This is a genomic window from Aeromonas sp. PI_26 (genome assembly GCF_027854445.1).
GTDB classification, from domain to species: domain Bacteria; phylum Pseudomonadota; class Gammaproteobacteria; order Enterobacterales; family Aeromonadaceae; genus Aeromonas; species Aeromonas veronii.
On record NZ_JAJNOE010000011.1, the window covers coordinates 34,165 to 46,418 of the forward strand.

Annotated in this window: 10 protein-coding genes; 1 reads left to right on the forward strand and 9 read right to left on the reverse strand. The window is 60.3% G+C overall.

The annotated features are described in order from the left end of the window. Positions 1-69: 69 nt before the first annotated feature. Together pgeF and rluD are read right to left on the reverse strand one after the other, a co-directional pair. Entirely contained in the window at positions 70-807 is a 738-nt protein-coding gene (gene pgeF, locus LRL22_RS12850) for a peptidoglycan editing factor PgeF (protein ID WP_270905531.1), read from the reverse strand. A 213-nt stretch (positions 808-1,020) separates the two neighbouring features. After that, entirely contained in the window at positions 1,021-2,001 is a 981-nt protein-coding gene (rluD, locus tag LRL22_RS12855) for a 23S rRNA pseudouridine(1911/1915/1917) synthase RluD (protein ID WP_227341786.1), read from the reverse strand. Between the two features lie 117 nt (positions 2,002-2,118). On the opposite strand from rluD, the gene LRL22_RS12860 reads away from it, so the two are divergent. Beyond that, entirely contained in the window at positions 2,119-2,874 is a 756-nt protein-coding gene (locus tag LRL22_RS12860) for an outer membrane protein assembly factor BamD (RefSeq protein WP_019446583.1), read from the forward strand. Between the two features lie 145 nt (positions 2,875-3,019). Here the strand turns inward: LRL22_RS12860 and LRL22_RS12865 are convergent, their stop codons facing one another. The 7 genes from LRL22_RS12865 to pntA all read right to left on the reverse strand — a co-directional run bounded on the left by LRL22_RS12865 (position 3,020) and on the right by pntA (position 12,020). Further along, positions 3,020-4,348, reverse strand: coding sequence for a CoA-disulfide reductase (locus LRL22_RS12865; RefSeq protein WP_270905532.1), 1,329 nt, complete (start codon positions 4,346-4,348; stop codon positions 3,020-3,022). Between the two features lie 98 nt (positions 4,349-4,446). After that, positions 4,447-5,847, reverse strand: a complete 1,401-nt coding sequence (locus tag LRL22_RS12870) for an L-cystine transporter (RefSeq protein WP_270905533.1) — start codon at positions 5,845-5,847, stop codon at positions 4,447-4,449. A gap of 133 nt (positions 5,848-5,980) precedes the next feature. Further along, positions 5,981-7,282: an L-cysteine desulfidase family protein gene (locus LRL22_RS12875; RefSeq protein WP_216976627.1), complete on the reverse strand. Its 1,302-nt coding sequence runs from the start codon at positions 7,280-7,282 to the stop codon at positions 5,981-5,983. Between the two features lie 21 nt (positions 7,283-7,303). Continuing rightward, positions 7,304-7,972, reverse strand: a complete 669-nt coding sequence (locus LRL22_RS12880; protein WP_216976625.1) for a helix-turn-helix transcriptional regulator — start codon at positions 7,970-7,972, stop codon at positions 7,304-7,306. Positions 7,973-8,119: 147 nt separating this feature from the next. Continuing rightward, positions 8,120-8,899 (reverse strand): substrate-binding periplasmic protein, encoded by a 780-nt coding sequence (locus LRL22_RS12885; protein ID WP_216976622.1) that lies wholly within the window; start codon positions 8,897-8,899, stop codon positions 8,120-8,122. Positions 8,900-8,997: 98 nt separating this feature from the next. Then, a complete protein-coding gene (gene pntB, locus LRL22_RS12890; RefSeq protein ID WP_139472537.1) occupies positions 8,998-10,482 on the reverse strand; it encodes a Re/Si-specific NAD(P)(+) transhydrogenase subunit beta in 1,485 nt (494 codons plus the stop codon). A gap of 11 nt (positions 10,483-10,493) precedes the next feature. Next, on the reverse strand, positions 10,494-12,020 hold the full coding sequence (gene pntA / locus LRL22_RS12895) for a Re/Si-specific NAD(P)(+) transhydrogenase subunit alpha (protein ID WP_040070064.1): 1,527 nt from the start codon (positions 12,018-12,020) through the stop codon (positions 10,494-10,496). Between the last annotated feature and the right edge of the window lie 234 nt (positions 12,021-12,254).

Genomic DNA, 12,254 nt, shown 5'->3' on the forward strand with positions numbered 1-12,254 from the left:
CATGATCCCCGCCTCTCTCATATGGCTCTGGTCTTGAGAGAGACGGGCTATTACTTGGCGGGTGATTGCTTAGCGGGCCAACCAGATGAGGGAGGCCATCCGGCCGGTCTGGCCGTCGCGACGATAAGAGTAGAACTGCTCGCTGTCGCTGAAGGTGCAGTATTCGCCGCCATAGACGGCGGTAACGCCGGCACGGGCGAGGCGCAACCGCGCCAGCTGGTAGATATCCGCCAACCATTTGCCGTCGTTGGACGAAGGGACGAACGCAGCTTCTGCTTCAGCCTGCTCAGCCATAAAGGCCTCGCGCACCTCCCCCCCCACTTCAAATGCGGTAGGGCCAATGGCCGGGCCCATCCAGGCCAGGAGCTCGCCCGGCTCGCAGCCCATGGCGACGATGCTCGCCTCCAGCACGCCCTCTTTCAGTCCACGCCAGCCAGCATGGGCAGCGGCCACCACTGTGCCTGCCCGATCGCAGAACAGCACCGGCAGACAGTCGGCGGTCATCACGATGCAGGCCTGATCCGCCTCATGGGCGCAGGCGGCATCGGCATCCGGCGCCTGCTCATAATGGCTGCTGACTGGATGAACCACGGTGCCGTGCACCTGATTGAGCCAGTTAAGGGGCCCCGGGATGGCGGCCGCCTGCTGCAGCCGGGCCCGATTGGCCTCGACTCGCACCGGTTCATCCCCCACATGGGCGCCCAGATTGAGACCGGCAAAGACCCCTTCGCTGACGCCACCGTCACGGGTGGTCGAAAGCGCCCGGACGCGCGCTGGCGCAGGCCAGTCGGGTTCAATCCATTTCATTGCTCACTCCTTCACGCTCTATCGTTCAAATGGAAACGGGGCTCTTGGCTGCAACCAGTCAAGACGCCCCGTTTCAAGGTTCTGTGTGCTACGCGCTGTATCGGCGGGTTACGGCAGAAGTTGTCGCAATACCGCCAGATTCATCACCCTTTCCAGACCAGCTCGTCCAGGTTGGCGAGGGCTATTCAGGAGTGCAGTGCCTCAATCAAGCCACTATTTCCAGACCAATTCATCCGGATTGGCGAGGGTGTCGGCACGCAGCACCTCCATCAGCGCCACCATGTCTTGCGGCGTGGGGGAGTGCCACTGCATCACTTCACCCGTGATGGGATGAGCCAGCTGCAGCATGGTGGCGTGCAGCGCCTGACGATGGAAGTTGCGCAGCGCCTCGGTCAGCTCGGGGGTCGCGTTGCGCAGCGGGCGCAGACGGCCACCGTAGGCGGGATCCCCCACCAGCGGGTGTTTGATGTGCGCCATGTGGACACGGATCTGGTGGGTACGGCCGGTTTCCAGACGCAGACGCAGACGGGTGTGGCCACGGAACTTCTCGTGCACCCGGTAGTGGGTCACAGAGGGGCGGCCATTGGGCACCACGGCCATATGGGTACGCTGGGTCGGGTGACGGCCTATGGGCGCATCAACCGTACCACCTGCGGTCATGTGACCGATGGCGATCGCTTCGTACTCACGGGTGATCTGGCGCGCCTGCAACGCTTCCACCAGATGGGTCTGGGCGGGTACGGTTTTGGCAACCACCATCAAACCAGTGGTGTCTTTATCCAGACGGTGCACGATACCGGCGCGGGGCACCTCGGCAATGCCGGGGTAGCGGTGCAGCAGGGCGTTGAGGATGGTGCCATCCGGCGTACCTGCGCCCGGGTGAACCACCAGACCGGCCGGTTTGTCGATCACCAGAATGTGTTCATCTTCATAAACAATGTTGAGCTCGATATCCTGGGCATCCCAGCGAGTATCATCTTCCAGCTCGACATTCACATGCACCTGCTGCCCGGCCAGAATCTTCTCGCGCGGGGTGTTGGCAACCTGACCGTCCAGGGTCACTCTGTCCTGTAAAATCCACTCCTTGATGCGGGTGCGGGAGTAGTCTGGAAACAATTCGGCCAGGGCCTGGTCGAGTCGCTGCCCGAATTGGTGATCCTGGAATTCGCCTGTCAGTTCAATATGCTGGCTCATGTATGGTCTCTTGAGCGGGGGGTATCAATTCGAAATAATCCGGGTATTCTAGCTTTTCTTTTAGCCAAGCATAACGGATACTTTGCCAATTTCGTGGAAATGGACCGGATGTTGTTGATGGGAAAGAAGTCTCACCTGCTGATGTCGCTCGCCTTGGTCGCTACCTTGATCACAGGCTGTTCCAGCACCAAACCCAAGGTACCCGACGAACCGCCGGAGACCCTGTACCAGAAAGCACGCCTCAAACTGGACGTTGGCAATTACGTGCAAGCCACTGAATTGCTGGAGGCTTTGGACTCTCGCTATCCGTTCGGTGCCTACTCCAATCAGGTGCAACTTGACCTCATCTATGCCTACTACAAGCAGGATGATACCGCTCAGGCGATCGCCAATATCGACCGTTTTATCCGCCTCAATCCGGCGCATAAAAATATCGATTACGTCTTCTATATGCGCGGCCTGACCAACATGGCGGCGGATTACAACTTCTTCCAGAGCCTGTTCGGTATCGATCGGGATGACAAAGACCCTGCTTATGCCCGTCAGGCATTCCAGGATTTCAAGACCCTGCTGCAGAACTACCCCAACAGCGTCTATGCCGCCGATGCCCGCGCCCGCATGATTGGCCTGAAGAATCGTCTGGCCCGATATGACCTGAGCGTGGCCGAGTATTACGTGAAGCGTGATGCACTGGTCGCGGCCGCCAACCGGGCCAAGCTGATTGTCGAGACCTACCCCGACACAGCCGAAACCGAGAAGGCACTGGAGATCATGGTCGAGTCTTACGACGCCCTGAAAATGCCACAGCTGGCCAAGCATGCCCGCGAAGTGCTGGCCAAGAACTACCCGGAGAACCGCCTCGGCCGTGGCTGAGTGATACGGATAAACCGGTAACAAAAAACCGATGCCAAGGCATCGGTTTTTTTATCGCTGCAATTTAGCCACTGATATTACCCGCAGAAGCTCTGCAGAGCTGGGTCAGCGTGACGGCGCCTTCCCAACGCCGTCATCGCAACGCTTACTTCGCGACATTACCCGCCACGTTCAGGGCATCCCAGGTGCGGGAGAAGGGCGGCGCATAGGCAAAGTCCAGCATGCCGAGCTGCTCGGTGGTCACCCCCATGGTGATGGCCACCGCCAGCGCGTCGATGCGGTGTACCGCCCCCTTGCGACCGAGGATCTGGCCGCCCAGCAGCCGCTTGCTGCCCGCCTCGTAGACCAGCTTGACGTGAATGTCGGACTGACCCGGGCAGTAGTTGGTGTGGCACTTGTCCTTTATCACCACGGTGCGATAGTCGATGCCCATCGCCTTGGCTTCCTGCTCGGAGAGGCCGGTACGGCCCGCCTCCAGCCCCAACACCTTGAGCGCCGCAGAACCGAGGGTACCCGGGAACTCCTGCTCGGCCCCGGCCAGGTTCTCACCCACCATGCGCCCCAGCTTGTTGGCGATGGTGGCGAGCGGTACATAGACCTGCTGCTGCTTTACGCTGTGCCAGACGCTGGCACAGTCGCCGGCCGACCAGACGTTGGCCAGCGAGCTGCGTCCCTGACGATCCACTTTGATGGCGCCGTTGCCGAGCCGCTCGATGCCGGTATCGACCAGAAACTCGGTGTTGGGCTTGACCCCAGTGCAGACCACCACGATATCGGCCTCGTACTCACCCTGGCTGGTGCGCACGCCGGTCACCCGGCCATCCCCCAGCAGCGCTTCAACTCGCTCACCCAGATGGAGAGAGACCCCCTGCTCGCGCAGTTCGGTTTCGATGTGCTGGGTGATCTCGCCATCAAACGCGTCGGGGATGACCCGATCCGCCAGCTCGATAAGACGCACCTCTTTGCCTTGATGGACCAGCGCCTCGACCACCTCCAGCCCGATAAAGCCGGAGCCAATCACCACAACGCGGCGATTGTTCTTGTCTTGCACCGCAGCTTTGAGCGCCAGTCCGTCGGCCATCCGGCGCAGACCAAATACCCCTTGCTGCTGCAAGCCGGGGATGGGGGGCATCACTTCGCGGGCGCCGGTGGCGATCATCAGCCGATCGTAGCGATCGGTGAAGGTGTCGCCGTTGTGCTCCACCTGCAGGGTCTGGGCAGTTGCGTCAACGCTCAGCACCCGATGGCCAATCTTGACCTCGATCCCCTTGGCGGCGAACTGCTCCGGGGTGAACTCGGCCATGTAGCCGGGCTCCTGAAACTCGTCACCGACGAAGTAAGGCAGGCCGCAAGCACCGAAAGAGATCACTTCGGAGGCCTCATACACCACGATCTCGGCATCTTTGGCCAGACGGCGCGCCTTGGCGGCCGCACTCATACCGGCGGCTTCGCCACCGATGATCAGAATTCTCATAGTTTTTCCTCTCAATGGCGCAGGGAGGGCATGCCCTCCCTGCGGTCTATGACGGGAAAGGGTCGCCCCTTTCCACGGGCAGATCAACCGACAGCAAATCAGACGGTGGACTCTTCGCCGTCCAGACTCACTTCGTGATCGCTGTTGAACACATGCATGTCGGTCTCGCCCATCAGGCGGCTGGTGACCGCCCCTGCGGTGATGGAGCCGGAGACGTTGAGCGCGGTACGGCCCATATCGATCAGCGGCTCGATGGAAATGAGCAGACCGGCCAGCGCCACCGGGAAGTCCAGTGCGGAGAGCACGATCAGCGCGGCAAAAGTGGCGCCGCCGCCAATCCCGGCCACCCCGAAGGAGCTGACGGTGATGATGGCGATCAGGGTCATGATAAAACCGGGATCCATCGGGTTGACCCCGACGGTCGGGGCAATCATCACGGCCAGCATGGCCGGATAGATACCGGCACAGCCGTTCTGGCCGATGGTGGAACCAAAGGAGGCGGCGAAGTTGGCGATCCCCTCAGGAATACCCAGCGACTTGGTCTGGGTCTGCACGTTCATCGGGATGGAGCCCGCACTGGTGCGCGAGGTGAAGGCAAACGCCAGCACCGGCGTGATCTTCTTGAGGAAGCGCAGCGGGTTGATGCCGACCATGCTCACCAGCAGCAGGTGCACGACAAACATGATGGCGATGGCGCCGTAAGAGGCCATCACAAAGCTGAGCAGGTTAAGAATATCCGCATAGTTGGAGCCGGAGACCACCTTGGTCATCAGCGCCAGTACGCCGAACGGGGTCAGGCGCAGCACCAGAGTCACCATTCGCATTACGATGGCATGAGCCACGGCCACGAAGTGGCTGAAGCTGGCGAAGATCTCCGGCTTCTTGCGGGCGATGCCGGTAGCGGAGAGGCCAATGAAGATGGAGAAGATCACCACGGCGATGGTGGAGGTCTTGCGGGCCCCGGTCATGTCGAGGAAGGGGTTGGCGGGAATGAACTCCAGCATCATCTTGGCGAAAGACATGCTCTCGACGCTGCCGAGGGTGCTCTGCAGCGCGGCGCCACGGGCGCTTTCGGCGGCACCGGAGGTGAGCCCTTCAGCCGTCAGGCCAAACAGGTTGGACATCAGGATGCCCGCCCCGGCGGCGATGGCGGTGGTGAAGATCAACACGCCTATGGTCATGGCGCTGATCTTGCCCAGCGCGGTGCCGCCATTGAGCTTCAAGATAGCGCTGATGATGGAGACCATGATCAGCGGGATGATGATCATTTGCAGCAGCTTCACATAGCCGCTACCCACGATATCCAGATAGTCGATGGTCTGAACAATGACCGGCGAACCAGCACCGTAAAGCAGTTGCAACGCAGCGCCGAACAGAATACCGAGCCCCAGACCGGCAAATACCCGGCGGGTGAAGCTCACATGTTTTTCCTGTAACCGGTAGAGAAAGAACAGCAAGATGGCGGCGATGGCCAGATTGCCGATAACGCTAAATGTCATGGTGTGACTCCCCAAAAAGCGGGCTTGCGCCCGAGAAACAAGAGCAAGCGCCATGCTTGCCCTGGCAACCGTGTCAGACGGTCTGCGCCGTCGTGACAAGAACAAGGGGGTCTATCGCCCCCTTGTCACAGATTCACTGCTTCTGCTGTTTCGCTCGCATGATGTTGATGATTTCGATGTCGGTATCCAGCATCCCCTCTTTGGAGAGGCGGCCCAGATTGGCGATGGTCTGGTCCACATCGTCGGAGACGATCCCCTCGCTCTGGGGGACATGCAGGTTGTTGATAGCCATCAGCGAAGACTTAACCGCCGCCGAGGTGGAGGTGGAGACCTTCATGGAGCAGGCGCTGCCCGCGCCGTCGCAGATGATGCCGGAGACATCGCCAATCATGTTGTTGATGCAGTGGCTGATCTGCTGATACTGGCCGCCCAGCAGCCAGGTGATGGCGGCACCGGCACCCATGGCGGCGGTACTGGCGGCGCAGAGGGCCGACAGCTTGTTCTGATAGGTCTTGATGTAGATGGCCACCAGATGGCTCATCACCAGTGCTCGGGTCAGCTGCTCGTCGCTCGCCTTGAGGAAGCGGGCAGCCGCGACCACAGGCATGGTGGCGGCAATGCCCTGATTGCCGGAACCGGAGTTGGACATGGCGGGCAGCATGGCGCCATCCATCCGCGCATCGGAGGCAGCAGAGGAGAGGCGCATCGCCAGCGTCATCAGGTCATCGGAGAGCAGCTTGCGCTCCACCTGCTCGGTGAGGATCTTGCCGATCTTCAGGCCGTAGCCCTGTAACCCTTCGTCCGCCAGCGCCTGATTCATGGTGGCGGCCTCGCGGATAAAGTCGATCTCCGCCAGCGGCACTTCCAATGCAAAATCGACGATCTCCCGCAGGGTCATGGCCGGTTTGGCGGATTTGGCTGGCTGGATCTGCACGCCGGGGGCACTGGCCTGCTCCATCAGCACCTCGCCATCCTTCTCCATCAGGATGATGCGGGTGTGGTCGGTGCAGATCACCACCCGGGCACTATGGCCCTCCACTTCGGCCAGCACCTCGGCGTAGAGCACATCCGGTACATCCTTCACATCCACCTTGATCACCGGCAGCAGCGCCTTGGCCGCTTCCACCTGTTCTGGTGTGAGGGTCTTGAGCACCTCCAGCCCGGCATCGGGATTGCCCCCTGTTATACCGACCGCAGCGGCTACCGGCAGGCCGATCATGCCGGTGCCCGGCACCCCGACTCCCATGCCGTTCTTGAACAGATTGCCACTGACCCAGACGCTGACGCGGGTCGGGGTCACCCCCAGCAGCTTGCGGCAGTTGGCCGCCGCCAGCGCCACCGACATCGGCTCGGTACAGCCCAGGGCCGGCACCACTTCACGCTTGAGCAGGGTAATAAAGTCGGTCCATTGTGCTTTCATCGCAGTGTTTCTCATGTTCAGGATGCCCGCAGGCAGTTATTGCTTGTTCAGATCCGCCTTGTAGTTGCGGATATGCAGATAAACAGTATGACGGGAGATGCCGAGCATCCGGGCAACCAGCTGGGCCGCCTCCTTGATCTCGAAGATCCCCATGTCGAAGAGCCGGGTCACTATCTCCTTGTTGCGCACCGTGCAGGAGAGCGAATCGTCCCGATCCACCTTCTCAATCACCTGAGTCACCAGATCGTCCACCGAGCTGGCAAAGGTCTCGTTGTTGAGCGGCGCCGGTGCCGCGGGCAGCGCAAAAGTATCGAGCAGGCTGCCAAGGGAGGTATCCAGACTGAAGTTCACGCAGAGCATGCCGATGGGCTTGCCCTGCCGGTTGCTGATGGTGATGGAAGAGGACTTCATCAGCGTCCCGTCGCGGGTACGGCTGAAGTAGCTGCTCCACTGGCTGCCCGCCTCCCCCTGCAAGCGGTTGAGGGCAAAGTCGGTGACCGGCGCCCCCTCCCGACGACCGGTGACATGGCCGTTGGCAATCTTGATAACCGATGCATCCAGCGTATCGAACGCATGCAACACCACCTCGCACCCTGCGCCAAACAGCGCGGCCAGCGCCTCGACCGCGGGCTCAAAACTGGCGATCAGATGACGTTCTTCATCCGTTAACGAATTGATCTGGTCAGTGGTGGCTGCTGTGGACATATATGAGTAACTCTGAGTAAACCGCAGTTGATTCTACTATCAACAAGATCAACTAATGTTGAGCGGCATCCCCTTTTTGCTCGCCATTATGCCCACCTTTTAACAAAGTGCGACAAATTGTGAAGCGGCGCACAGCAGGGCGGCAACTCAGAGGTGATAGCGGGCCAGCAGTTGCTTGTAGGCGGGAGTCTGTTTGAACGCCTTGAGGGCAGAGGAGAAGCGGATAGCCAGCTGATCGTGGCCGGGCTTGTGGGTAAACGCGAGGAAATTGCGGTTGTCGTCGGTCAGCAGACGCGAGCCGTGGCTCACCTGATCCTGCAGCCCCTGGGTATGCAGCAAGTAGCGACCGACCCGCTCGTTGAGCACCACCCCGTCCAGCCGACCGGCCATCATCAGATGCAGCTGTTTGATGGCATTCCCCTCCCCCGTCATCGGCATCCGGATCACCCCGGGATCGGTCAGAAAATCGGGGCTGTAGGCATAATCTTCCTGAATACCTATCCGCAGACCCTTGAGGTCGGAGAGCTGCTTGAAATCCACCGGACGAACCGTCGGATAGAAGAGCACTTCACCGCTGTAAGAGAGCGGCTCTTCGGGGTAGTGGAGCCAGTGCTGGCGGGAAGGTTCAAAGAAGACATCAAGCACCGCATCCCCCTGTCTGAGACGGGCCTGCTGCAGAACCCGCTTCCAGGGCAGCACCCTGATTTCAGTGCGATAACCCATCTGGCGCAACACGGTACAGGCCAGATCGAGATCGGCGCCGGCCAGCTCGCCATTGTCACCACGCATCACATAAGGGGGCCACAGCTCGGTCAGCAGCGTCAGTGTCGGCGGTTTGTCCGCCGCAGCCGCCAAACCGGCACCCAACAGGGAGGCCAGCAGCCAGCCGTACAACCCGATCCTTCGCCAACCCTGACACCACATCATGGAGATCCCTCATGGTCCGTATGGATTGAGGATATACAAGGGATGAGCAATAAAAAAGGAGGCCGAAGCCTCCTTGATATCCAGTCTCTGAGTGGCACTTACAGTGCTTTCAGGATTGCCTCGACGCTGGCCTTGGCATCGCCAAACAGCATCTGGGTATTTTCCTTGAAGAACAGCGGGTTCTGGACACCGGCGTAGCCAGTATTCATGGAACGCTTGAAACCGATGACGTTCTGCGCTTTCCACACTTCCAGCACCGGCATACCGGCGATCGGGCTGCCCGGATCTTCCATCGCGGCCGGGTTGACGGTGTCGTTGGCACCGATCACCAGCACGGTATCGGTATCGGCGAAGTCGTCGTTGATCTCGTCCATTTCCAGCACGATGTCATACGGGACTTTCGCCTCCGCCAGCAGCACGTTCATGTGGCCAGGCAGACGACCGGCAACCGGGTGGATACCGAAGCGCACCTTGACGCCACGATCACGCAGCTTCTGGGTGATTTCAGCCACCGGATACTGTGCCTGCGCCACCGCCATGCCGTAGCCCGGGGTGATGATGACGGAGCTGGAGTTCTTCAGCAGGTCAGCCACTTCCTCGGCGCTGGTTTCGCGGTATTCGCCCATCTCCTGATCAGCCGTGGAGGCTACGCCGTCGGAGCCGAAGCCACCGGCGATAACGGAGATGAAGGAGCGGTTCATCGCCTTGCACATGATGTAAGAGAGGATCGCACCGGAGGAACCCACCAGGGCACCGGTGACGATAAGCAGGTCATTGGAGAGCATGAAGCCCGCCGCAGCCGCCGCCCAACCTGAGTAGGAGTTCAGCATGGAGACCACCACCGGCATGTCTGCGCCACCGATGGAGGCAACCAGATGCCAGCCAAAGGCGAAGGCGATCAGGGTCATCACCAGCAGGGCGAAGGTAGAGCCGCCCGCGTTGACGAAGTAGACCATCAGCGCCAGAGAAGCGACCACGGCCAGCAGGTTCAGCTTGTGGCGGTGCGGCAGCATCAGCGGCTTGGAGGAGATGAGACCACGCAGTTTGCCGAAGGCAACCACGGAACCGGTAAAGGTTACGGCACCAATGAAGACGCCCAGGAAGATCTCGACCAGGTGGATGTTCAGCATGGCGCCGGTCAGGTGCTCGACCTGGGCAACGCTGTTGGCCTGCTCGAACGCCGCACGGGCGGCTGCCAGGGTGGCATCCAGGTTGGAACCGACGGAGACGACGACCTCAGCAGGTGCAGAAGGGTGCAAATCGATGAAGCTGTTGAAGCCCACCAGCACCGCTGCCATACCCACGAAGCTGTGCAGCACGGCCACCAGCTCGGGCATCTCGGTCATCTCGACCTTGAGTGCCAGACGCACGCCGATGGCACCGCCAATCACCATGGCTAGGATGATCCAGTGAACGCCACTGGTCTCCGGGTTGAACACGGTCGCGATCAGGGCGATGGCCATACCCGCGATACCGAACAGGTTGCCATGTTTGGCCGTCTCTTGCTTCGACAGTCCCGCGAGACTGAGGATGAAGAGCACGGCGGCAACGATATAGGATGCTGTTACCAGTCCTTGAGACACGTTAAACCCCCTTAATCCTTACGGAACATCTTCAGCATGCGCTGAGTGACGGTGAAGCCGCCGAAGATGTTGATACTGGCAATCAGCACGGCGATAAACGCCAGCGCGGTAACCAGAGTCGACCCTTGCCCGATCTGCAGCAGGGCACCGACCACGATAATGCCGGAGATGGCATTGGTGACCGACATCAGCGGCGTATGCAGGGCGTGCGATACGTTCCACACCACGTAGTAACCGACCACACAGGCCAGGATGAATACGGTGAAGTGAGAGAGGAAAGCTGCCGGGGCAACGGACGCAATCCAGCCGAAGGCGGCGATGCCGAGGGCACCGAACACGAACTTCTTGTTGGAGGGCTTGGCCTCTTCCTTCTTGGCGGCCGGTTTGGCGGCTGCCGGTTTCTGCGGGGCAGCAGAGACGGAGATGGCGGGCGGCGGGAAGGTCACTTCACCGGCCTGGATCACCGTCATGTTGCGCTGAACCACGTCTTCGAAGTCGATGGCAACGTTGCCGTCCTTCTCCTTGCACATCAGCTTCATCAGGTTGACCAGGTTGGTACCGTAGAGCTGGGAGGATTGGGCAGGCAGACGACCCGGCAGATCGGTGTAACCGATCACCTTGACGCCGTTGGCGGTGACATGCAGCTCACCCGGCACTGTGTATTCACAGTTACCGCCAGCCTGAGCGGCCATGTCCACGATGACGGAGCCCGGCTTCATGCTGTCGACCATCTCTTTGGTGATCAGCTTGGGAGCCGGCTTGCCCGGGATCAGGGCGGTGGTGATGATGATGTCCACCTCTTTGGCCTGCTGGGCGAACAGCTCCATCTCGGCCTTGATGAACTCATCGGACATGACTTTGGCGTAACCATCGCTGGATGCACCGTCTTCGCCACCGAAGTCCAGCTTGAGGAATTCCCCACCCATGGATTCGATCTGCTCGGCCACTTCCAGACGGGTGTCGAATGCACGCACGATGGCGCCGAGGGAACCGGCCGTACCGATGGCGGCCAGACCGGCTACACCGGCACCGATCACCAGCACTTTGGCAGGCGGCACTTTACCGGCTGCGGTGATTTGACCGGTGAAGAAGCGACCGAACTGGTGCGCAGCTTCAACCACGGCGCGATAGCCACCGATGTTGGCCATGGAGGAGAGGGCATCGAGGGACTGGGCACGGGAGATCCGCGGCACCATATCCATCGCCATCACATTGATGTTGCGCTCGGACAGCTTCTTGACCAGCTCAGGGTTCTGGGCAGGCCAGATGAAGCTCACCAGAGTGGCGCCATCTTTAATTTGTGCGATCTCGGCATCGGTCGGCGCATTGACCTTGAAGATAAGGTCGGCTTGCCAGACATTCGGCACCACGCTGGCACCGGCAGCCTCGAAGGCGGCATCATCGAAGCTGGCCGACAGGCCTGCGCCGGTCTCGATGGCGACCTCGAAGCCGAGCTTTTTCAGCTGCTCGACGGTAGCCGGGGTCGCTGCGACCCGGGTCTCACCGGCGAGACTCTCTCTCGGTATTCCAATCTGCATGACTATTCCCTGATGGTTAATAAACAATCGCTGCCCAGTGTCTCACTTCTGACGAAACAAGACATGACCAAAGTGCAGGTCCAGGGCTCTTTGTTATGAAAATCAGTAGGCTTTACCTCAACCTCCTGTCATGGTCAGGCCCCCCGCTTTTCAGGCGCGAAGGTGATTAGTATCAAATTTTGGAGTTTTATTACAACCGCAGTCCCGACGGCACTCGTACAGAATTCAGCCCAT

Bases quoted from the DNA above. Each gene is read 5' to 3' on its own strand.
- pntA (WP_040070064.1), bottom strand. From the start codon at position 12,020: ATGCAGATTGGAATACCGAGAGAGAGTCTCGCCGGTGAGACCCGGGTC.
- LRL22_RS12880 (WP_216976625.1), bottom strand. From the start codon at position 7,972: ATGTCCACAGCAGCCACCACTGACCAGATCAATTCGTTAACGGATGAA.
- LRL22_RS12875 (WP_216976627.1), bottom strand. From the start codon at position 7,282: ATGAGAAACACTGCGATGAAAGCACAATGGACCGACTTTATTACCCTG.
- LRL22_RS12870 (WP_270905533.1), bottom strand. From the start codon at position 5,847: ATGACATTTAGCGTTATCGGCAATCTGGCCATCGCCGCCATCTTGCTG.
- LRL22_RS12865 (WP_270905532.1), bottom strand. From the start codon at position 4,348: ATGAGAATTCTGATCATCGGTGGCGAAGCCGCCGGTATGAGTGCGGCC.
- LRL22_RS12885 (WP_216976622.1), bottom strand. From the start codon at position 8,899: ATGATGTGGTGTCAGGGTTGGCGAAGGATCGGGTTGTACGGCTGGCTG.
- LRL22_RS12860 (WP_019446583.1), top strand. From the start codon at position 2,119: ATGGGAAAGAAGTCTCACCTGCTGATGTCGCTCGCCTTGGTCGCTACC.
- pgeF (WP_270905531.1), bottom strand. From the start codon at position 807: ATGAAATGGATTGAACCCGACTGGCCTGCGCCAGCGCGCGTCCGGGCG.
- rluD (WP_227341786.1), bottom strand. From the start codon at position 2,001: ATGAGCCAGCATATTGAACTGACAGGCGAATTCCAGGATCACCAATTC.